The following is a 22,325-nucleotide window of genomic DNA, read 5'->3' as shown; positions in this document are numbered from 1 at the left end:
TGGATAAAATGCTCGTAAATTCTCTATTGAGGAACTCAAAGGCCGCGTAAATTTTGCGTAAAATCTAGTTTGAAAGCTTTTAAACTTTAAAATTGACGATCGGATAAAGTGGACTATCAACCTTTAAACTTTCACAATGCCAAAGCTCATATAAAGGGATTTTGACATCGAGTGCTAAAGGTAGTTTTTTAGAATTAAATTGCATATGGTCGAGATCACTTCCCCATGCAATCAAATCTACATCTAAAGAAATATGATGTGAAGGACGAACACGTCCAGAATCTGACTCAAGTTTTTTGAGAAAAGATTCAATTTGTTCACAGGCTAAAGTGCTTCTTAATAGACATGCTGAATTCCAGTAATCATCTCCAATACCATCTCGGCATGGAATTTGATAAACAGATGAAAACTGCACTTTCCCCAAAGTTGCTAATTGCGTATAAGCAAAAGTAAAGTGTTGATCTGCGTCTAAATTACTCGCTAGGGCGAGCGCAAAAATTGTTTCTGGTGCGTTCAAGACGAATTCCTACAGCGTTTGCTTCTGCAATGATGGCTGGCTTACGGATGGTTATGGTAATTTTTTCAATTGTTGGAAAGGTTTCAAATAAACATTGCAAAACTAGATGAGCTGCGTGCTCAATTAACTCAGGTTTGGCTTGCTGAATGGTTTGAGCCGATAACTCACAAATCTGGGCATAGTTGAGTGTGTCCTCAAGCTTGTCAGACGCTGCAGCTCGGCTCAAATCATTATGGATGGTTAAATCCAACATTAAAGGTTGAATGATTTGTCTTTCCCAGTTGAAACAGCCAATCACTGTATCAACCTTCAAGCCTTCAATAATAATGGCATCCATAAATTTAAACTGACCTTAGTGCTTTAACAACGAAGCAGGTTCCATATTTTGAACCATTTTCAAACGTTGGTCTGCATAAATATCAGTATATGGTGCGAGTACGCGCATAAAACGATCGAAATAAAGCATTTGCTTAAATAACAAGGCAAAATCTCGAGGGAATTTAATACCGTGGCGCTCGCCTACACCTACCATATCCATCATGATGTCATTTAAATCGGCAGGATTGGTAGACAGAATTTGCTGTGGATCGGCCATTAAGACGCCATTAAACAAACGCTCTAAATCTTGAGCTAAAACCTGAACATCGACCTTATTATGGGTCATGCCCATTTTCAGCATATTTTCAGCCATTGCCTGATAATCAGTTTTTTGTAAGGCATCCATAAATGCAATACACGCTGTCCAGACTTCTGGCTTTAACTGCCCCACAATACCGAAATCGATAAAACCAATTCGGCCATCTTCAAGCAACATTAGGTTTCCAGCATGTAAGTCAGCGTGGAAACTCTTACAGAGCATAAGACTACCAAACCATGTATTCATAGCAGTAATCAGCACTTGTGATGGATCTTTAGCATATTGTTTTACGACACTAAAATCTGTCAAAGACACACCGTATAGACGTTGCATGGTCAAGACACGGCGCGTAGAAAACTGATGATAAACTTTAGGCGCTGTCGCAGCGTGGTTTTGAGAAATATTTAAATATTCTATAAAGTCATCTAAGTTTTGGGCTTCTTCAATAAAGTCGACTTCACGCACCATACGGGTTTTAATTTCATCGACAATATCAGAAAGAGCAGCAAACTTGATTTTAGGGACTGCACGTTCAAGTAGTTTAGCTGCCCAATGCACCACATTTAAGTCAGTGTATAAAATAGTTTCTACACCAGGTTTTTGTACTTTGATAACGACATCTTCGCCGGTCGTCAGTTTAGCCGCATGTACCTGAGCAATTGAAGCAGAAGCTAAAGGTTTTTCATCGATGTAGCTAAAAATCTGGCTTAAATCTCGTCCTTCAAATTCAGAAGCAAGTACGCCTTGAATATAACTAAATGGCAGAGTTGGGGTCTGATCTAAACAACCTTGAAATTCTTCTACATATTCACGCGGAAATAGCGATGGTGTACTCGCGATAAACTGACCAAGCTTAATATACGTTGAGCCAAGCGACTCAAAAGTCTCACGCATGAGTTTGGCATTACTTGGCTTATCAGTTGCGTACTTAATACCAGCTTTAGCCGCAACCACTGCGGTTTCACCGATACGGGCAACTGAGCGCAATCCATCAAATAAAATATTTTTTTTCATATTTCTTTAGAACCAGAATATTCGTCTCAAGTGTAGCAAATTTTGCTTTATTTGCTGATTAGCTTGCCTGACAAAGTGGACAATTTATATCTTTATCAAAATTAACAATACGTTGTGTCATATTTAACCCATCCCAAAGTAACAGTTTTTGTTTCAGAGGAGTGCGATTAAGCCCTAAATATAACAAAGTGTGATGTGCTTGTAATGACGCTATCATTACAGGAGTAGTTGCAAGCACTCCTGACTCTGCACAGCGAAGGCCTTCATTGTCATGCTGTTCTTTTGGGAATAAACATTCATAACAAGCTGAATCACCTTCAACCATAAACATTTGCGCCTGAAAGCCAATTGCAGAAGCACTAATTAATGCGACCTGATGCTTTTTACAAGCACTATTCACTAAATAGCGAGTTGTAAAGTTATCACAACCATCCAGCACTACATCTTGGTGTTCAACAAGTCTATCAATGTTATGTTCGTCTAAACGTTCATTAAAGTATTCAACACAGATATAAGGGTTAATTTTCTGTAACCGTTTTGCTAAAACTTCAGCTTTATAACGACCAATATCTTCATGACCAAATGCAATTTGACGCTGTAAATTACTTATCTCAATGGTATCGGCATCAATGAGTGTAATTTTTCCAACCCCTGCTCGTGCGAGTAGCTCTGCACTGCTACAACCTATACCACCAGCACCAACAATCAGTACATTGGCAAGTTTGAGTTTTTCCTGAGCTTCAATATCCCATCCATCAAGTAAAATCTGACGGCTATAGAGATGCATTTCTTCATCACTTAACTCTACAAAATCGATATCTTGAAGCTCGGTCACGCGTTAATCCTTTCACTTAGAAGCCAAGTGATTTTATGACTAAGTCAATCATTATGAAAGCTATAAAATGGAAACAACTTTTTTATTCGGTTAATACCCTATCACATTACTTCTCTCACACTTTCTGCAACAATAGAATGAACTAGTTTCTTTGTTACTTAGGCTAAATATGTCTCAATCATATATTGCACCAGTAGAGTTAGAAAAAGCTTATCGTTTATTAAATCATGGTCCAACTGTGCTGGTTTCTGCACAACATGGTGATGACCGCAATGTAATGGCTGCCGCATGGGCATGTGCATTAGAGTTTAAACCTGCCAAAGTGTCTGTAGTTTTAGATAAAAGTACGAAAACTCGACAGCTTGTTGAGCAAAGCGGTTACTTCACCCTACAAGTTCCTTGCTATGCACAGCTTAATATGACCAAACAACTTGGCACCATTAGTAAATTAGATGACCCACAAAAACTTGAACACTGCGGTGTTGAACTGTTTTATCAAGAAGGTCTTACTAGCCCACTTGTATCAGGTTGTATCGCATGGCTGGTTTGTAAACTTATTCCTGAACCGCACAATCAGTCAGCTCATGATTTATTTATTGGTTCTGTTGTAAGTGCATGGGCAGATAGCCGCGTTTTTAGAGATGGGCACTGGCATTTTCAGGATGCACCAAAAGAACTTCGTAGCCTACACTATATTGCTGGTGGAACGTTTTACTTGATTGGTGAAGAAGTGAAAGCCGACCTCTAATATAAAAAATAAAGGGAAATTCTAAATATTTCCCTTTGTTCAACTTAGCTTGCGTAGGCTTGCTGCATTTTTGCAATTTCTTGCTGCTTCAATAATCCTCTTTGAATTTTTCCGCTCGTGGTTTTCGGTAGACTATCCACAAACTCGATTTCTTTTGGGTACGCATGCCGAGATAAACGGTTACGAACATATTGCTGTAATTTATCTTTTAATGTTTCACACGCTTGATAAGCAGGTTTAAGCACCACAAAAGCTTTGACTATTTCGGTACGTTCCGGATCTGGTTTACCAATTACTGCTGACTCTAATACCGCTTCGCACTCTAACAAAGTACTTTCAACATCGAATGGTCCAACTCGGTAGCCCGATGTTGTAATGACATCGTCAGCACGTCCAACAAAATCAATGCCGCCATGTTCGTTTAAAGTGACCGTGTCACCAGTTAAATAATACTTACCAACAAAAGCTTTGCGATTATTGCCACCATAGCCTTTAAACCACATTAATGGCGACTGCTCCGAGTCCATCGCCAAAATACCAACACCACCAGTTGGTAATTCTTGATAATTTTGGTCTAACACCGCAAAACGATGCCCAGGAATTGCAAAACCAGCTGAACCTACTTTTAATGGGTGCTCAAGCGCATGGTGGTTCGCAATCACCATGCCGAGTTCAGTTTGGCCATACTGATCAAAAATATTGACCTCTAAATCCTGCTTAAACCAGTTCACAACCTCAGGAGTTAATGGCTCACCTGCACTACTCACTACGCGTAAATGTTGTTTAATTGAAGGGTCAAATTTTTCCTTAAACCCAAAGAACATTCGAAATGCTGTTGGCGATCCTGTTAAATTATTTATTTTGTATTTTTTGATCAGCTCAATGGCTTGGTCAACATTAAATGAGCGCTCATCCATAATAATGCTATGCCCCAAGCTTAAAGGCCCAGTAATGCCATAATACAAGCCATACGCCCAGCCCGGATCTGCCAAATTCCAGAATATATCCTCTTCACGCAAATCGACAGCATGAGTCATATAACCTTTAAATGCCAAAATTGCTTTTAGTGGAACGGGTACAGACTTCGCAAGTCCAGTCGTACCAGAGGTAAACATCATTAAAAAGTCATCATCAAAGCTACGATTTACTGGCTCACATTGCTCAGAATAGCGTTGTAAAGATTGCCAAAAATCGAAGTCATGTTCAGATAAAGGACCAGTCTGATGAACAGTGACAATAACCGGAATATTTAAAGTATTCAGTTTAGGGCGTTGTTCATCATTAGTCACAATCAATTTCGTTTGAGCAGTCGTAATACGGTGATCAATTGATTTTGCTTCAAAAGCAGTAAATAAAGGCTGATAAACAGCCCCAATGCGCCACGCTGCCAAAATTGTAATTAATAACTCAGGCGTTCTCGGTAGAAGTCCTGCAATACAATCTCCAGCTTGAATTCCTTGTGCTTTAAAGAAGTTAGCAAGTTTTCCAGAAAGCTCAGCAAGTTGTTCGAAGGTATAGTGCTCTGCCTGCCCGTTTTTTCCTTCCCAAATAAGCGCTGTTTTATTTTTTCCTACATAACGCTCACAGCACTCAACATAAGCATTTATTGCTTGGGGATGCCCAACAAGTTGCTCTTCAATGAGTTTTGCAAGATCAAATTGCTGATAAGCTTCTGCTAAAGTTTTCATGATGCTCACCTTCATTCCGTTTGATGATTGATTTTGTGTAAGGCCACAAAATCTGTCCTGACTGTTATTGTTTTAGCTAAAGCTCGAAGAATATTTCTTCAACTTTTCCATCTATTTCAAAACAAAACTAATAGCAAAAATGCATCATTTCAATTGCAAGAAACCGCACATGGTGTGCGGCTTCTTGCAGTTTTAAGTTTAAAAACTCAATACCTTATGATCTAAACTTGAGCCACTTCACGAGCAATCACCAAGCGCTGAATATCAGAAGCACCTTCATAAATCTGGCTTACGCGGACATCACGATAAATTCTCTCAACGGGGAAATCACTGACGTATCCATAACCGCCATGAATCTGGATTGCATCCGAACATACTCGCTCAGCCATAGTTGATGCAAAGAGTTTCGCCATTGAGGCCTCTTTTAAACAAGGTAGTCCCGCATCTTTTAAAGTTGCCGCATGCAAAACTAGCTGATGTGCCGCTTCAATCTGGGTTGCCATATCTGCTAAGCGAAAACCAACCGCCTGATGCTGAACCAGCTCTACACCAAAGGCCTTACGTTCATTTGCGTATTGCACGGCTGCATCAAAAGCAGCTCTTGCCATACCGACAGATTGAGCCGCAATACCAATACGACCAGCCGCTAAATTAGATAGTGCAATTTTATAACCTTCACCTTCTTGCCCCACCAAATTTTCTAAAGGAATTCGACAGTTTTCGAGAGTAATTGTCGCTGTATCGGAAGCATGTTGACCCATTTTGTCTTCAATACGAGTCACCAAGTAGCCTTGTGTATTGGTCGGTACAAGAAAGCATGAAATGCCTTTTTTGCCAGCCTGTTTATCTGTAACCGCAAATACCAAAGCCACTTGAGCATTTTTACCGCTGGTAATGAATTGCTTTACGCCATTGAGAACCCAATGGTCACCATCTCGCTCGGCTTTACATAAAATCGCGCTCGCATCGGAACCAACATGTGGCTCAGTTAAACAAAAGCATCCCAACCATTCGCCAGAGGCAAATTTTGGCAAATAGGTTTGTTTTTGCTGCTCTGAACCGTATGCCAATGTAATACCGCAAATCAAAGAGTTTTGTACGCTTACGATTGTCGAAATAGCACCATCACCTGCGGCAATTTCCTCAATTGCGAGTACCAAAGATACATAATCCATTCCGGCACCGCCCCATTCATCGGGCACAGTCATTCCCATAGCACCTAGTGCACCTAAATCTTTGAGTTCCTGAGCCGGAAATTCATGGGTCTTATCGCGATGTGCAGCTGTTGGTTTTAACTGATTTTGCGCATAGTTACGCATCATCTCCTGAACCATACTTTGTTCAGCATTTAGAATCATTTCAACATCCTTATTTTTATTATTTTGCTGCCATGCGAATTGCACCATCTAAACGGATAACTTCACCATTTAAATAGGAATTTTCAGCAATATGTGCGACCAAACGAGCAAACTCTTCTGGTTTTCCTAAACGAGATGGGTACGGAACCATTTGCCCCAAAGCATCTTGTACATTTTGTGGCATACCCTTAAGCATTGGAGTTTCCATGATTCCCGGTGCAATAGTCATAATACGAATAGCATGGCGCGCAAGCTCACGTGCAATCGGTAAAGTCATCGCCACAATAGCGCCTTTAGATGCAGAATAAGCTGCTTGTCCAATTTGACCATCAAATGCCGCAACAGAAGCTGTGTTCACAATGACGCCACGGTCCTCTTCACCTTCTTCAACCGTGTTTTTGCTCATTGCATCTGCTGCAAAACGCAGCATGTTAAATGTACCTGTGACATTAATATCTAAAGTCTTTGCAAATAACCCCAAGTCATGAACGCCCTCACGGCCAACTACTTTCGCAGAAGGGCCAATACCTGCACAGTTCACCAAACCATGCAAATGACCATGTTTAGCCAACACATCTTTAAAGAATTGCTCAGCAGCTGCTTCATCGGTTACATCAAGTTTTACAAAGTCAGCTTTTGGCCCTAACTGTTTCGCCTGCTGCTCACCTGCTTCTACATTCATGTCTACTAATGTGACTGAGGCACCCTGCTTTACCAAATACTCAGCAGTTGCAGCCCCTAAACCAGAGCCGCCACCTGTAATCACGAAATGTTTTCCTTGAATTTTCATTATGTAACGTCCTATAGAAATGTTCTTTAACCTTAGTAGTGAGAGTAAAAGTTGTTTTTTTCCGATACAATTTCAAAAAACCTCAAAATGCTTGCAGCTTTTGATCAATCCAAATTTTGAATATGAAATATTTCACTTGAAATACGTAAAAAAATGAGTCTTTGACATGGTTGTCCAATCTTCTTTAAGTAAAGGAACAATTTCGATTGCACTGGTACATGAAGCATTAAGTGCGGCTTATGCCAAGGGTCTAAATACTCAAATTATTCTGAATAAAGCGGGTATTCCTGCAGAATTACTTATGACACCTAAAGCGCGTGTTCCGGTAGCAACATATGCACAATTATGGATAGAACTTGCCAATGCCATGAATGATGAGTTTTTTGGGATGGATAGCCACCCTATGCGCCGTGGCAGCTATAAATTACTTACAAAACTCGTCAGTACGGCTGAAACTTTAGAAAAGGCTCTCTATGATATTTTGAAGTTTTTTAACTTCGTTTTAGATGATATGCATGGAGAGTTAATTCGAGAACAAGAAAAAGCTTATTTGGTCATTCGTGATCGTGAACACCCCAAACGTATGTTTACCTACGCAACCTTTTTAATGTTGGTACATGGGCTTATGTGTTGGTTAGTAGATCAGCGAATTGGCTTAAACAATATTGCGGTACGCTGTTCAAAACCAAACGATATTCAAGATTATCTAGTTCGTTTCTGTGAAGATATAAAATTTAATGCCGAAGTAAATCAGGTTGAGTTTGATGCCCACTACTTAGATATTAAAATTAAAAAAGATAAAAAAGCGCTTTATGATTTTTTAGAGCAAACTCCACAAAATCTGTTAGTTCGCTTTAAAAATGAAAATGCCTTGAGCGTTCTTATTCGTCGTCATTTATTAAAGCTTCATCCTGCTCAATGGCCCGAACTTAAAGATGTAGCACAGCAACTCAATATTTCGGAAGCTACTGTTCAACGTCGTCTCAAACACGAGGGAGTAAGTTATCAACAAATTAAAAATGAAATTCGTTGCGATATTGCGATTGAACGCTTAAGCAAAAGTAATGATTCAATACAAGACATTAGTGAAGACTTAAATTTCCACGACCCAAGTGCTTTTCACCGTGCTTTTAAAAAATGGACAGGTGTTAGCCCAGGTGCGTATCGAGATAATTTAACTACACACAAGCAATAGCATATGCTTCCAACGAAGCTTTAAGTTTTAAAACTTAAGCTTATGATATTTATGTCTTTTAAATTGAATATTTCATATAACGCATTATTTAAAACTTAATAATGCCTATAAAACATTAACTTATAATTTTATCTAAACTTTTATCTTTCAAACTGATTTACAAATCAAAATAACTAAGTTTGTAAGCCACTAAACACATGAAAGGATGATTTATTATTTTAGTTCGGTTTTATTTTTATCATGTCTTTAAAATCAAAATTTTCTATACCAAAGACTTTGTTGGCATCAACATTGGGGTTTGTATTTGCTTCATCTACTTTTGCAGCAATTCCGACTACGCTTAAACTTGATTACGCTTACTATGCCCCAACCAGTTTGGTGGTAAAGGATCAAAAACTTCTCGAGAAAGCTCTACCAAATACTCAAATTAAATGGGTTTTTAGTCAAGGTAGTAACCGCTCATTAGAATATCTCAACAGTAATAGCATCGATTTTGCTTCTACCGCTGGATTGGCTGCTGTATTAAGTCGAGCGAATGGTAGCCCAATTAAAACTGTTTATGTACAAAGCCAACCGGAATGGACCGCCCTTGTGGTTGCAAAAAACTCACCTATTAAAAGCTTAAAAGATTTAAAAGGTAAGAAAATTGCAGCGACAAAAGGAACAGACCCTTTCTTATTTACACTACAAGCACTAGAAACAGTAGGCTTAAGCAAACGCGATGTACAACTGGTCCATTTACAACATCCAGATGGCAAAACCGCATTAGAACGTGGCCAAGTAGATGCTTGGGCGGGGCTTGATCCATTAATGGCTTCAGCTCAAATTCAATCGGGCGCGAAATTACTTTATCGTAATGTAGCATTTAATAGTTATAGCGTACTGAGTGTTAAAGAAGACTTTGCAAAGCAAAGCCCTGAAGCGGTTGAAGCAGTTATTAAAGCCTACGAACAAGCTAGAAAATGGGCAAAAGCCAATCCAGATAAAGTGGCAGCACTTTTAGCTCAAGAATCAAAACTTCCTCTACCTGTGGCTAAACTACAACTGAGCCGAACCAACTTTGATCAAAGCATTCCATCAGCAACTCAAGCACAAGCGCTAAAGCGTTCTGGAAAAATTTTGACAGAAGAAGACTTGGTTAGAAAAGGTACCAACGTCAATCAAGTGGTTGATCAGTTGTTAGACCCACGTTTTGCTCAAAAAGTCGTGAAATAGTATATGAGTGATTCACTTAACAAAGCTGAGCTAAATCACTTTTTAGCTCAGCAGGCTTTAAAATCGCAGAAAAAGCATTTAAACAACAAATTTACACGTTGGTTTAAAGCGCTACTTATTCCACTTATTTTTTTAGCGGCTTGTGAGTTTTTAGTCAGAAATGGCTATATCGATGCTTATCTACTCCCCGCACCGTCTAGTTTATGGCAATCTTTTTTAGATTTAGCTCATAGCGATCTATTTGCTCATATTTATATAAGTACGTGGCGTGTATTCGTGGGTTTTATGATAGGAAGTGGTTTAGGTTTAATTTTTGCGATTTGGGTGGGATTAAGTAAAGAAGCAGAAGCTTATTTAGAGCCGACCTTTTCTGCAATTAAGTCAATTCCAAGTCTTGCGTGGATTCCATTGTTATTACTTTGGTTAGGAATTGACGAAGGCTCGAAAATTACGCTTATTGCCATCGGAGCATTTTTTCCAACCTATACCAATACAGTTGCAGCAATTCATAATGTAGATAGAAAGCTCATTGAAGTTGGAAAAGTTTATCGGCTTAATGCTTTTCAGCGGATTATATCTATTATTTTACCAGCAGCATCTCCGGGCATTTTAACGGGTTTACGTAACAGCTTAAGCTTATCTTGGATGTTTATGATTGCAGCTGAACTGATTGCAGCCACTCAAGGGATTGGCTATTTACTCAGTGATGGCCGAGAAACGTCTCGACCAGATATTGTTATCATTGCAATTATTTTATTAGCCCTACTGGGTAAAGTAACCGATACCTTAATGAAACTTATCGAAAACTGGTTATTACGTTGGCGTGATACGCTACAAAAATAATTTTAAATCCAGCATGCCAAAGTGACTCGATCATTTTGGCCATAGTCTTGAATAGTTTTAATTTGGCTAAAACCATACTCTGTGAAAAGATCTCGAACAGCTTGCCCTTGGTCATAACCATGCTCTAGTGCAATCCAGCCTTGTGGTTTTAACCAGTTTTTCCCTTGAGTAATAATAATTTCAATATCAGCCAGTCCCTGATGCTCTGCAACCAATGCACGGCGCGGTTCTGTTGCCAAAGCTTGCATGTGTTCATCTTCAGGGTCGATATACGGCGGATTAGAAACAATTAAATCAAACTTTTGTGGCTCTAGTGCTTCAAACCACGCGCCGCAAGCGAATTTCACACGTTGCAAATTATGAGCTTGAGCATTTTCTTTTGCGACTTCTAAAGTAGGCGCATAAATATCGGTTGCTGTTACCTGCCAATCTGGGCGTTCACTCGCTAATGCAAGTGCAATTGCACCTGTCCCCGTTCCCAAATCCACAATGTTTGCTTTCTTTGGCAAATTTAGACTTAAAACAGTTTCAACCAAAACCTCAGTATCCGGACGAGGTACTAAAGTATCAGATGTTACTTTTAAATCGAGCGTCCAAAATGGTTGCGAACCCGTCACATAAGCTAAAGGTTCACCGTTTTGGATACGTTCAAGACCAGCCAAATAATCTTGTTCTTGTTGGGCTGTTAACTCTTGCTCAAGTCTAAACTTCAATTCAAGCGAATTGATTTTTAGAAAATGCTCAAGTAACCAAGCATTTTCTTGTCGTTCATAACTGTCAAGCTCACCACGAATTGCAAGCGCTTGAGCAATATTCATTAGCCGCCATTTTCCTGTGCAAGCATCGCAAGCTGATCTGCCTGATATTCACGATGTAAGCTATCAAGCAATTCAGTTAAATCACCTTCCATAATCGCGTCTAACTTATATAAAGTTAGGTTAATACGGTGATCCGTCATACGTCCTTGCGGGTAGTTATACGTACGGATACGTTCAGAACGGTCACCAGAACCAACTAAATCACGACGCATTTCAGAAGTTGCTGCATCAGCGGCTGCACGTTTTGCATTTTCTAAACGCGATACCAAAAGAGCCATCGCTTTAGCTTTGTTTTTATGCTGTGAACGTTCTTCTTGGCACTCAACCACTGTACCCGTTGGAATGTGAGTAATACGCACGGCCGAATCGGTTTTGTTAATGTGCTGACCACCCGCACCCGAAGCACGGTAAGTATCAATACGTAAGTCTGCCGGGTTAATTTCAACGTTAGTATCAACATCAATTTCAGGCAAGATTGCTACTGTACAAGCTGAGGTATGCACACGACCTTGTGACTCAGTGGCTGGCACACGTTGTACACGGTGGGCACCACTTTCAAACTTCAAGCGGCCATACACACCATCACCATCTACACGGCAAATAACTTCTTTAAAGCCACCATGCTCGCCTTCATTTTCAGAAAGGACTTCAATACGCCAGCCTTGTGTCTCGGCATATTTGCTGTACATACGGAACAAATCACCTGAGAAAATTGCAGCTTCATCACCGCCCGTTCCAGCGCGAATTTCTAAATACGCAGCATTAGAGTCATTTGGATCTTTTGGAATCATCAAGATATTGAGCTGGCTTTCTAGCTCTTCAAGCAATGCTTTATTCGCTTGAATTTCTTCTTCTGCCATATCTTTAAAGTCAGGGTCCGACTTCATCATTTCAGCAGTTTCAATGTCTTCTTCTGCTTGACGGTATTTGCCCCAAACTTCTGTAATTTCAGTTAAATCACTATGTTCACGAGACAGTTTACGGAAACGTTTGTTATCGGAAATCACTTCAGCATCTGCAAGCAATGCGGTAAGTTCTTCATGACGATCACAGAGTTGATCAAGTCGTAAACGGAGTGACGCTTTCATAAGAGGAAATATCTCAAAAGTCCAAAAAACTTATCTAGATAAATATAAGAAGATAAGCCAAATCATAAAAATAGCGCATAGTTTACAGATTATGCTGATTAAATGACATATGTAATCCTTTAATTCCTGAACTTTAAAAAGACCTTCTTTTCATCTGTAAACCTATTAAATTATATATTGTTCCTCTCAAACACTTATGACTTACGTTCACTAATTTTTATTGTTCAGTTTTTAGATAAGATTGATGGTTTTCCATCCCGTTTTAATAGAAAGCATACAAAGAAGACACTAAACTCTAATAATCGAGTGATGGTTCTCCACATTTGAAGAGAAGTGTTTTGTTACATTTGCCGTAACGAAAGATATAAGGTCCTGCAACTTGGGACATGGAGTAAATGATGAAATTAAATACTTTGTTATGTAGTGCTGTTTTAGCTACTTCTATGATGACTGTAGCACATGCAGACAATACAACTCACGTAGCAGCTGCTTCGGCTTTAGGTAGTGTTGCTGGTACTGCAATTGGTAAAAGCATGGGTGGTACATCTGGCGCAACAATTGGTGCTGCTTTAGGTGGTGCTGGTGGTGCAGCAGTTGCAAGTGATCGTCGTCACCGTACAGAATCTGCAATTGGCGGTGGTTTAGGCGGTGGTGCTGGCTATACTGTTGGTAAAAGCATGGGTGGTACAAACGGTGGATACATCGGTGCTGCTTTAGGTGCGGCAGGTGGTGGTGCTTTAGGTAATAAAATTTCTAAAGACCGCGATTATGATCGATCTTCTAAACACTGGAAGAAAAAACACCGTCATCACCACTAATCACAGTGAAGACTTAGACTTAAAAACACCTTCGGGTGTTTTTTTTATAGGCAAAATTTTGCCCGCTCCCGATATATTGTTCATGATTTATTCACATCTTAATATAAACCATACAAAGCAGACACAAAACTATCGTACCAGCATGGCCCTTCTCCATAATTTTCACGAAATTTTTAATTACATTTAGCTCAAGATATAAAGATTGCTCTTCAGCAAAATGAGCATGGAGTTCCAAAATGAAAATGAATATTTGGTTAGCAAGTGCATTAATCGCAACAACCTCTATGGTGTCAGTTGCACATGCAGATAATGGTACCCGTGTAGCGGCAACTTCTGCTCTAGGTAGTGTAGTAGGTACAGCAATTGGTAAAAGTATCGGTGGTACATCTGGCGCAACAATTGGTGCTGCTTTAGGTGGTGCTGGTGGTGCGGCTGCAGCAAGTGACCGTCGTAACCGTACAGAAGCTGCTATTGGTGGTGCTTTAGGCGGTGGTGCTGGTTATACCGTTGGTAAAAACATGGGTGGTACAAACGGTGGATACATCGGTGCAGCAGTAGGTGCAGCTGGTGGTTCTGCTTTAGGTCGTAAAGTTGGTCAAGACCGTAACTATGATGACCGTTATGACCGTCGTTATGATCGTGATGACCGCCGTTACGATCGTCGCTATGATCGTGATGATCGTCGTTATTACAATGACCGCGCTTCTTATCGTCATGATAATGGCTTACATCGTGGTTGGTATAAACACCACTAATTGGTACACAGATATTAAAAAGCACCCTAGCGGTGCTTTTTTATTTGGGAGTAAAATTTATATCGAAAAAAACCGATATACATCACTCCATTTATATCGTATTATTTCGATATAACGTTTTTTGAGAATATCGCATGCGATCACTTCAAGATACCAAATTTTCAATTTTGGAGCTTGCTCCTATACGTGATGATAAGACAATCGAGTTTTCATTACGTCATGCATTAGAGCTCGCCCAACATGCAGAAAAATTAGGTTATGACCGTTTTTGGCTTGCAGAACATCATAATATGGATGGAATTGCGAGTTCAGCAACCGCTGTTTTACTTGGTTTTATCGCAGCTCATACCCAGCGCATTCGTTTAGGTTCAGGTGGTATCATGCTACCAAACCATGCACCGTTAGTGGTTGCAGAACAATTTGGTACATTAGCAACCTTATATCCAAATCGTATTGAGCTAGGTTTAGGTCGTGCTCCGGGTACAGATCAGGTCACTATGCGTGCCTTACGTCGCGGGCATCAGGAAACAGAAGATCAGTTTCCAAGAGATGTTGTTGAGATTTTGCAATATTTTAAAGCGCCTCAACCCGGCCAAAGAATTATTGCCACTCCTGGACAAAATACTCATGTACCTGTCTGGTTATTGGGTTCAAGCTTATTTAGCGCGCAATTGGCTGCGAAACTAGGATTACCCTATTCATTTGCATCGCATTTTGCACCACGCATGCTTGGTCAAGCGATCGAACTTTATCGTGAAAATTTCGAACCTTCTGAATATTTGGACAAGCCTTATGTTTCAATGGGTGTTCCTGTTGTGGTTGCCAATACAGATGAAGAAGCTCAGTTCCTAGCAACAAGCGCATACCAACGTGTTTTAGGATTAATTCGTGGTGAAAGTTTGAAACTCAAACCGCCAGTTACATCAATGCAAGGACTATGGAACACAGCAGAACAGCTTTCTGTTGAAAATTTCTATACGATGGCTCAAATCGGTTCAGCTGAAACAGTACGTTCAGGTTTAGAAAAGCTTTTGGCTACATATGAAGTCGATGAGTTTATTTTTACTTGTGATGTCTATGATACAAATAAGCGTTTAGACAGCTTTACTCAATTAATTAATTTAAAATCAAACAATTAATATATACATAAAGTCTCATGCTTGAATCAGTTTCAAGCATGAGATAACCACCTATCTGAAAATACTTTACCCAAACTACTTGCTTGGTTATTTATATTAAAACGATAAAAAATCATCATAAATGAAAACCAAAAGGACTTTTGGAAAATGAGTATTGAACTTAAAAATAATGTTGCCAAATCAGTTACTTTTCAAAATGCAGTTCAGGATTTTGACGCCTTTACTGGTCAAATTCTTTTATCAAATACAATCAAAGCATATGATTTTTCTAATTTAAATGTAGCGATTATTGGAACAGATCAGGAAACTGTCACGCACTTAGAAAAAATTTGCCAACAAGCAAAATTTGTAACTGTATTTCAAATTACACCACATTTTATTTTGCCCCATAGTCAAATCGGCATACATCGCCTCATTACCCACCCACTGATTGCCAAAAACCGGAGGTTATTTAACAATCGGGTTAAAAGCATCCTAGCTCTACGTTTTCTTGAAACTCAAGTAAATGAAACATGGCTGAGACGACTTTTAATGCCTAATACAGCACAAGCCAATAAAACCTTTTTTAAATCTGATAGCTACTATTCGGCCTTGCAAAGATCAAATTGTAAATTGCAAACTTGGCCAATTATCAAAGTTACTCAAACAGCTATTTATAGTATGGATGGTACTCAACATCCTATTGATGTCATCATTAGAACAACATCTTAAAAATAAAAAAAGCATGGTTGATCGACCATGCTTTTTTCACTCATTTCAAATCATACTGTTTTAAATGGCCCTGATCATCGTAATGTAAGACCACACGTTGTGCATTTTGTAATTCTGATAAAGATTCTGTATTTACCATAAATTGTGAAGCCAATAATTCAACAGAACTATTCGGAGCTTTACTACGACGGTCATCACCATGAAATCTAAGCCAGTTATAACTCGCCCACAAAATTAAAACTAAAGCACTTAGACCAATTAAAAGGAGTAAATGTAATAAGGTTTTCACTTCCGAAATATGATCTACCCACACATAGTCATAAATAAGATGTCCTTCAAAAAACCACAAAAATAAAGAAGCCAGTGGAAAAAGCAGCCACATTAAACAAAACCAACCTATTGTTTGCAAGGTATAGTTCGCGGTCTTATTTTTTACATATTCAGGCTGATCAATATATTCAGGTATATCTAAAACTTCTACGTCAGTCTTTTCTTCATTTTTCATGAATTATCTCCACGGAAGCCTCGATCGGGACTTACCCAGCGGGCACGTTTTTTCGTGTTAAATATAGTTTTAGGTACCGCAACCACGCTGGTAAATAACGTTAGTAGCCAGAAAAACAACGGATACCAAATTACCCAAAAGTAATTTCTAAAAAGACGCCCACGGTCATAACGATGATCGATCCATAAACTGACTAAAAATTGGATGAGGCATGTTCCCCCTAATATCACACCATACCACTGTGGCATTAGAGAGTTGATTTGCCATTGCTGAGGCAAGTCAATAAACAGCCCAATCAGGAAAAGTAAGAAAATAAATATCATCACATATGACCAAACAATACTGACTAAAGCTTCAAGCATGACTGGCCACATACGGCGCAAGCGAACTTTGAACATTTTAGGAATATATTCTAATAAGACTTCTACCCCGCCTTGTGCCCAGCGTAACCGCTGTTTCCAAAGTCCTTTAAAAGTTTCAGGCATGTAGATATAACAAAGAGCTTGAGGAATATATTGAATATCCCAGTGATCCATTTGAAGTTTCCAAGAGATATCAATATCTTCGGTAATTTTGTCATCAGACCAAAAACCGACACGAACCAAAGCAGTTTTTCTAAACGCTACAATTACCCCCGATACTGTAAAAATACGACCATATGTTCGCTGCGCGCGCTTAATTAAACCAATAATTGAAGAGAACTCCCCAACCTGTAATTTTCCTAAAATACTTGAGCGATTTAAAATTCTAGGGTTACCAGTGACGGCCCCAATACGCGGAAATTTTAAAAATGGCTGCATGAGCCAAAGTACAGCATGAGGATGTAATAAAGCATCTCCATCAATACAAACTAAATATTCGTATTTACTGACCAATACTCCCGATCTTAAAGCGACTGCTTTACCTTGATTTTCTGCTAAGTGCACAACCCGAAGTCGTGAATCTTGTGCTGCCAACTCATCAAGAATTTCTGCAGTTCTGTCACTACTACCATCATTTACAGCAATGACTTCAAAATTTGGATATTTGGTTTGCAAGGCATAACGAATGGTTTGCCGTACTTGGGCTTCTTCATTAAAGCAAGGAATAATAATACTGCACCCTTCACCTGACGGCTCAGGTAACTGTTGCTCATGGTATTCCCGTTTAAAGAAAAACCAAAGGCCACCTACCATCCATGTCCAAGCCATAAGCAGAGGATATAAAAAGGCAAAAGCAAATAGAATATCGAGTAATACTCTCATTACTTTTTCCCCTCAATCGCTAAACCTGCAAAGGGCTGATACATCACCGAACTCGAATTCAAACTCATTGGATTATATAAATACTCATGAACATTTTTTGCATTTTCAGTGTCATAGCCATCAACACCAAATTTCTGAATACCTATGCGCTGAATATCGAAAAGACCTTGTTTTACTTCTTGCCAAGCATTTCTCTGGTCATTTTCTGGCAATGTTAATGTCAGCATAATTCGTTGTTTGTCTTTCGCATCAAGAGTATTTAAAAGTTCTAAGGCTTGTTTAAATTGTTTTTGCTTACCCACCATATTAAATTTTAGGTTCACTAAATCATGTTGGGTTAAGAGTGATTTTAAAAGCACTGGTAACTGTTCAATGTGCTCTAAATCTGGTGTCAGCAACAAACTAAACTGGGCCTGATTACTCATATTCAAATAAGGCTTTGCAGCTTTTTGAGTCAGTTGACTCAGTTGTGATAATTGCTTTACTTGTTCAACACAGTTGCTTTCGTTCAACGTTGTGTTTTGCATTGCACAATTTAAAGCAGTTCCGGCATTAAGCTGAATACCACTTAAATTGCTATTAAAACGCGCAATATCTTTAGCTAAATCTGCCACCAAAAATAGTTTATTTTTTTGAGGATAAATAGGTAGTTCTAAAATAACCGCCTGACCTGCACGCGTTTGTGCCTGCCATAAACTACGGTTCAAAATATCTTGCTTAACTGGCATTTGAGTTGTTGGGAAATAAGCAATGTCATATTGCCCATCTCCATCTTGGTCATCTAAAGGCTTCAATATCAGCGTATTGTTTTTTAAGCTATAAAGTTTGGATAACAATAACCCTAATTTTTCATCTGACTGAGTATTGGTTGAAGCAGCTAATTGCTTTAAGTCCATACTTACAAAATGTTTTGGCTGCTTATATAAATCTTTCTCGGCCGAATTCAAAATATTAAGTAACGTCTCAGTCAACTGTTCAGCTGTAGAGTTGTCGACCATTAGACTACGTTTAAAGGTCAGATCATTAATCTGATTTACCCCATCACGTCCAAGACTAAAAGAAAAAGTGAAACCTGCTTGTTGAGCCAGCTTCTCTAACTGCTGATTTACCGCACCATACGGCCATACAATCGCTTTCGGCTCTACACCCAATTCTTTTTTTAAGACATCATGAGATTTTTTTAAATCATTCAAAATACGTTGTTGATATTCCGCGTCCGTTTCATAACGCGCTTGTGATTTTAAATACATATAAGAATTTGCCGCGGGTTGTTCATTCCCTTGAGGGTTAGCAAGCACACCATGATGTAAATCATCACTATGGCTTGCAAACTCAGCTAAGCCAGAATCCTGCATTTCTCGTACTTGCTTCCAATTGACCAAGTTCCCTTGTCCATAGGCTTCATAGCCAGCTTTTGTATTACCATTTAGCCAACTGGTTGGGAGTGCAAAAACTGCCGGAATCTGATATTGCTTAAGCAATGGAAATATACGACTGTAGCTACTTAAAGCACCATCATCAAAGGTTAACAAAATGGCATTATGAGGTAGCTCTTTGCCTTGCTTACGAGCCTCTTCAATATCTTTCAAACGTATTGGCTTCCAGTCAGATTGACTGAGCCAGTCAAAGAACTGCGCTAAATTTTTAGTTTGAATTGCATATATATCCCGATCGCCCTCTTTTAAAACATCATCTCTGACGTCATGAAAAGTTAAAGAAACTGTGCGATTTTTTGGTAAATCTTTTTCTATTTGGGCATATGCAAATTGCAGAGGTAACAATGTCGAAGCCAAAGCACAGCCCAACACTTTCGAAAATAAATTATTCATTAAAAACGCCCTTCAAATCCGAAAATACCATAGGTATGCTGTTCAGCATGTCCATCGTAAGGATGGTATTGCCAGCCGATTCCATAATTGAGTTGCCATGTACGTGATAGCTGCCATTGATGTTGATATTGCAAAGAATAGGCTGGCTTAGTGGAATAATCGGCTTGTTTATAAAGGCCCACCCCAGCCTCGAAATGCTGTTTAAATGAACGTTCATATTCACGCCAAGTCACCCAGTCATGACTTAAGTTCAACTCGGCGCTGTAATGCGAACTTGGGCTAAAATAAGCGGTTTGATCTTGGCTATTACTGCCATAAAAACCACGGACAGTGCCATAAGTAATGTGATGCGGCGCTGCAAATAGTCTTTCACGCCAAAAAGTTGAAAATTCTTGTTGTTTATTGCCATCACTAATATCAGTCAAACCGTAACTTGCACCAATTTGACGTGATTCATCCTTTTGCCATGTCAATGCAGCTCGGTAAGATTGACCATCTTCTCCTACATCAATCGCTTGTAGAGGAATGTCAGCCTGACTGTTATATTGCAATTGATACTGCCAGTGATCATTTAGCCACTGTGACCACTCAAGACTAACACCAGCTTGTCCGCCATCTGTACTTTGCGACAAGATCGCCGACAATGCCTTACGATTAGCTTGCCATTCGGCCCCAACACCATAGCGCTGGTTATGGACATCACCAAAATTGTATTCGCCATAACGATCTTGATGCCAAGCGAATAAACGATAATTATCTTTTATCCACGGACTATTAAGGCGAGTTTCCATCTCACGGTCTTTTAAACCGTTTTGTCCACTTACAGAATCGCTATTATTAGCTTTACTTTGGCCCCAAGTCGTTGAATGTGAAATCGTAGCTCTATTACGATCATCCAACTCTTTGCGGCTTTTAATAACACCACTATCATCAGGATAAAACTGTACTAAGTTTTGCGTTGTTTTACGCCATGTCTGGATATCACCTAAAGCCTGAGCATTTTGCATTTCATTAATGCGAGTATCTTTAGCAATCGGATCTATACCATTTAAACGAGAGATTGTTTTTTTTGCTTCTAGAGGCTTTTCCCTCCATCGCTCCACACGGGCAAGGTTATTAATTAAACTCTCATTTGCAGGTGCCTGCTCTACTGTTTTTTGAAAGTGTTTTTCAGCTTGATCTAAATGATTGGCATAAGCTAAATGCATCCCTTTTAAAGCAATATAATCGTCTCGGTCAGGATGGCTAGTTTTATCTACACCTTTTGCCTGACTATATTTATAAGTCGGAATAAGATGATCAACTTTTGCCAAAAACTGTTCAGCTTCCTTATATTTTTCTTGTTCAATATAAGAATAATACAACCCGCTATAGACGATCATATCCGGATAATTTTTTTCGGTTAAAAGCGTCTTATAAGCAAGTTCAGCTTGCTTCGGTTTTTGCTCAGCCAAATAACTATCGGCAATTGCATGACGTACATAAGCAGGTAATTTTTCAAGCGGAATATTTAATTGAGTAAAATTCTCTAAAACTGCTTTCGCTCGTCCTCTGAAATCTAATGCATATAAATAGTCATAATGAAACCTTAAATAGTTAGGGTCATCAGGTTTCATTTGCTGTTGTATCTTTTGCCCTTGTTCCAACACGCTATCTAACTCAGCAAAGCTTTCTGCATCTGATAAGCCTTGACGATTTAAATATTTATAGCGAGCAATTGCATTATTGACATGCTGAGAAAATTCACTGACTTGTAAAGTTTGTTGTAATTGCTCAGTTTGCTGATTTTTTTCGCTTGCTTGGAGTAATTGCTGAGCTTTTTGATATGCTCCAATAGCAACCAAATCATAAACATACTCTTGCAAAACAGCTGACGACTTTGGTTGTTGCTGATAAGCATGCTCAACTGTAGCTAAAGCGTCTACGGGTAAATTTATCAAACGGTAAGCATAGGCAACCCGTACCAGCTGATTAGCATTTAAACCGTTAATATTGATACTCGATAACTGAGTTTTCGCGTTTGCCGTATCTTGAGCTTCAGCATTCAAAACTGATAATAAAATACGTCCATCGACTGACTTTTGAATATTGAATTTATTTGACCAATCAATTGCAGTTTTAAAGTGTTTAAAATCACGAAAATTTTGAATTAAAGGTAACTGTGCATATTCTGGAAAATTCACATAATCCACGTTTGTCAAAAACTCTGTAAAATTCGTCAGGTCTCTTTTTTCACTTGACATAATAACTAAATAATCAGCAAGCAGTTTTTGATCATATGGATAATGTTTTAACAATTGATCTAGTTGAGAGACAGCTTGTTGAGTTTGCCCTGCTCTATAATTTTGAATAGCTTGCTCACGTAATACATCAACTTGAGCTGCGTATAAATGAATTGGCAAGAGATATACCAATGAAAAAACACATTTTTTTAGCATTTTGATAATCGGATAGTCCCATATCGAGATGGAAAATTATAGGACATATAAAAATTAAGTCACACAAATACAAAATAGTGTGATCTATTTAACATTTTTTATTTTTTATGAATTAAGTTAATTTTTTTAATAAATATTTA

21 protein-coding genes are annotated in these 22,325 nt (G+C 38.9%); 8 read left to right on the top strand and 13 right to left on the bottom strand.

All coding sequences use genetic code 11. The features are described 5' to 3' along the window. Positions 1 to 79 precede the first annotated feature (79 nt). From ACH63V_RS09500 to ACH63V_RS09485, 4 genes are read right to left on the bottom strand one after another with little or no spacing between them, the layout of a single operon-like run. Positions 80 to 517, bottom strand: a complete 438-nt coding sequence (locus ACH63V_RS09500) for a 2-amino-4-hydroxy-6-hydroxymethyldihydropteridine diphosphokinase (protein ID WP_396463352.1) — start codon at positions 515 to 517, stop codon at positions 80 to 82. Next, a complete protein-coding gene (gene folB / locus ACH63V_RS09495; RefSeq protein ID WP_004886499.1) occupies positions 474 to 854 on the bottom strand; it encodes a dihydroneopterin aldolase in 381 nt (126 codons plus the stop codon). Before folB ends, ACH63V_RS09500 begins: the two co-directional genes overlap by 44 nt. A gap of 15 nt (positions 855 to 869) precedes the next feature. After that, positions 870 to 2,168, bottom strand: a complete 1,299-nt coding sequence (locus ACH63V_RS09490) for an AarF/ABC1/UbiB kinase family protein (RefSeq protein WP_209046147.1) — start codon at positions 2,166 to 2,168, stop codon at positions 870 to 872. Between the two features lie 58 nt (positions 2,169 to 2,226). Next, complete coding sequence (locus ACH63V_RS09485) at positions 2,227 to 3,003, bottom strand: HesA/MoeB/ThiF family protein (RefSeq protein WP_311087375.1); 777 nt, start codon at positions 3,001 to 3,003, stop codon at positions 2,227 to 2,229. 169 nt (positions 3,004 to 3,172) lie between these two features. Between ACH63V_RS09485 and ACH63V_RS09480 the strand changes: the two genes are divergently transcribed. Further along, on the top strand, positions 3,173 to 3,751 hold the full coding sequence (locus tag ACH63V_RS09480) for a flavin reductase family protein (RefSeq protein WP_396463351.1): 579 nt from the start codon (positions 3,173 to 3,175) through the stop codon (positions 3,749 to 3,751). 44 nt (positions 3,752 to 3,795) lie between these two features. Here the strand turns inward: ACH63V_RS09480 and ACH63V_RS09475 are convergent, their stop codons facing one another. The 3 genes from ACH63V_RS09475 to ACH63V_RS09465 all read right to left on the bottom strand — a co-directional run bounded on the left by ACH63V_RS09475 (position 3,796) and on the right by ACH63V_RS09465 (position 7,587). After that, a complete protein-coding gene (locus ACH63V_RS09475; RefSeq protein ID WP_396463350.1) occupies positions 3,796 to 5,439 on the bottom strand; it encodes an AMP-binding protein in 1,644 nt (547 codons plus the stop codon). Positions 5,440 to 5,660: 221 nt separating this feature from the next. After that, positions 5,661 to 6,797 (bottom strand): acyl-CoA dehydrogenase family protein, encoded by a 1,137-nt coding sequence (locus ACH63V_RS09470; protein ID WP_032001313.1) that lies wholly within the window; start codon positions 6,795 to 6,797, stop codon positions 5,661 to 5,663. A gap of 19 nt (positions 6,798 to 6,816) precedes the next feature. Beyond that, positions 6,817 to 7,587 carry a 3-hydroxyacyl-CoA dehydrogenase gene (locus ACH63V_RS09465; RefSeq protein WP_396463349.1) on the bottom strand — a complete coding sequence of 257 codons (771 nt, stop codon included), beginning with the start codon at positions 7,585 to 7,587 and terminating at the stop codon, positions 6,817 to 6,819. Between the two features lie 166 nt (positions 7,588 to 7,753). Between ACH63V_RS09465 and ACH63V_RS09460 the strand changes: the two genes are divergently transcribed. The 3 genes from ACH63V_RS09460 to ACH63V_RS09450 all read left to right on the top strand — a co-directional run bounded on the left by ACH63V_RS09460 (position 7,754) and on the right by ACH63V_RS09450 (position 10,840). Then, positions 7,754 to 8,782, top strand: coding sequence for an AraC family transcriptional regulator (locus ACH63V_RS09460; RefSeq protein WP_151988537.1), 1,029 nt, complete (start codon positions 7,754 to 7,756; stop codon positions 8,780 to 8,782). 240 nt (positions 8,783 to 9,022) lie between these two features. Further along, the gene (locus ACH63V_RS09455) at positions 9,023 to 9,997 is read left to right on the top strand and encodes an aliphatic sulfonate ABC transporter substrate-binding protein (protein ID WP_284084086.1); all 975 of its coding nucleotides are present in this window, start codon (positions 9,023 to 9,025) and stop codon (positions 9,995 to 9,997) included. Between the two features lie 3 nt (positions 9,998 to 10,000). Next, the gene (locus ACH63V_RS09450; protein WP_396463348.1) at positions 10,001 to 10,840 is read left to right on the top strand and encodes an ABC transporter permease; all 840 of its coding nucleotides are present in this window, start codon (positions 10,001 to 10,003) and stop codon (positions 10,838 to 10,840) included. A 2-nt stretch (positions 10,841 to 10,842) separates the two neighbouring features. Here the strand turns inward: ACH63V_RS09450 and prmC are convergent, their stop codons facing one another. Then, positions 10,843 to 11,658, bottom strand: coding sequence for a peptide chain release factor N(5)-glutamine methyltransferase (gene prmC, locus ACH63V_RS09445; RefSeq protein WP_396463347.1), 816 nt, complete (start codon positions 11,656 to 11,658; stop codon positions 10,843 to 10,845). Then, entirely contained in the window at positions 11,658 to 12,746 is a 1,089-nt protein-coding gene (gene prfA, locus ACH63V_RS09440; protein ID WP_002049300.1) for a peptide chain release factor 1, read from the bottom strand. Before prfA ends, prmC begins: the two co-directional genes overlap by 1 nt. A gap of 398 nt (positions 12,747 to 13,144) precedes the next feature. On the opposite strand from prfA, the gene ACH63V_RS09435 reads away from it, so the two are divergent. From ACH63V_RS09435 to ACH63V_RS09420, 4 genes are all read left to right on the top strand, one after another. Then, complete coding sequence (locus ACH63V_RS09435) at positions 13,145 to 13,564, top strand: glycine zipper domain-containing protein (RefSeq protein WP_002049123.1); 420 nt, start codon at positions 13,145 to 13,147, stop codon at positions 13,562 to 13,564. Positions 13,565 to 13,800: 236 nt separating this feature from the next. Next, on the top strand, positions 13,801 to 14,319 hold the full coding sequence (locus tag ACH63V_RS09430) for a hypothetical protein (RefSeq protein WP_396463346.1): 519 nt from the start codon (positions 13,801 to 13,803) through the stop codon (positions 14,317 to 14,319). A 134-nt stretch (positions 14,320 to 14,453) separates the two neighbouring features. Further along, positions 14,454 to 15,458 (top strand): LLM class flavin-dependent oxidoreductase, encoded by a 1,005-nt coding sequence (locus ACH63V_RS09425; protein WP_263614040.1) that lies wholly within the window; start codon positions 14,454 to 14,456, stop codon positions 15,456 to 15,458. A 147-nt stretch (positions 15,459 to 15,605) separates the two neighbouring features. Continuing rightward, positions 15,606 to 16,169, top strand: a complete 564-nt coding sequence (locus ACH63V_RS09420; RefSeq protein ID WP_396463345.1) for a flavoprotein — start codon at positions 15,606 to 15,608, stop codon at positions 16,167 to 16,169. A gap of 40 nt (positions 16,170 to 16,209) precedes the next feature. Here the strand turns inward: ACH63V_RS09420 and pgaD are convergent, their stop codons facing one another. From pgaD to pgaA, 4 genes are read right to left on the bottom strand one after another with little or no spacing between them, the layout of a single operon-like run. Continuing rightward, a complete protein-coding gene (pgaD, locus tag ACH63V_RS09415) occupies positions 16,210 to 16,674 on the bottom strand; it encodes a poly-beta-1,6-N-acetyl-D-glucosamine biosynthesis protein PgaD (protein ID WP_396463344.1) in 465 nt (154 codons plus the stop codon). Beyond that, on the bottom strand, positions 16,671 to 17,918 hold the full coding sequence (gene pgaC / locus ACH63V_RS09410; protein ID WP_396463343.1) for a poly-beta-1,6-N-acetyl-D-glucosamine synthase: 1,248 nt from the start codon (positions 17,916 to 17,918) through the stop codon (positions 16,671 to 16,673). The genes pgaD and pgaC overlap by 4 nt, the downstream gene beginning before the upstream one ends. Then, positions 17,918 to 19,747, bottom strand: a complete 1,830-nt coding sequence (gene pgaB / locus ACH63V_RS09405; protein WP_396463342.1) for a poly-beta-1,6-N-acetyl-D-glucosamine N-deacetylase PgaB — start codon at positions 19,745 to 19,747, stop codon at positions 17,918 to 17,920. The genes pgaC and pgaB overlap by 1 nt, the downstream gene beginning before the upstream one ends. Continuing rightward, positions 19,747 to 22,185: a poly-beta-1,6 N-acetyl-D-glucosamine export porin PgaA gene (gene pgaA / locus ACH63V_RS09400; RefSeq protein ID WP_396463341.1), complete on the bottom strand. Its 2,439-nt coding sequence runs from the start codon at positions 22,183 to 22,185 to the stop codon at positions 19,747 to 19,749. The genes pgaB and pgaA overlap by 1 nt, the downstream gene beginning before the upstream one ends. Positions 22,186 to 22,325: the final 140 nt, after the last annotated feature.

Source organism: Acinetobacter sp. ABJ-A23_2, assembly GCF_044538765.1.
In the GTDB taxonomy this organism is placed as follows: Bacteria; Pseudomonadota; Gammaproteobacteria; order Pseudomonadales; family Moraxellaceae; genus Acinetobacter; species Acinetobacter nosocomialis_A.
Note: the sequence above shows the minus strand (reverse complement) of the source record. Positions and strands in the feature narration are given on the sequence as shown.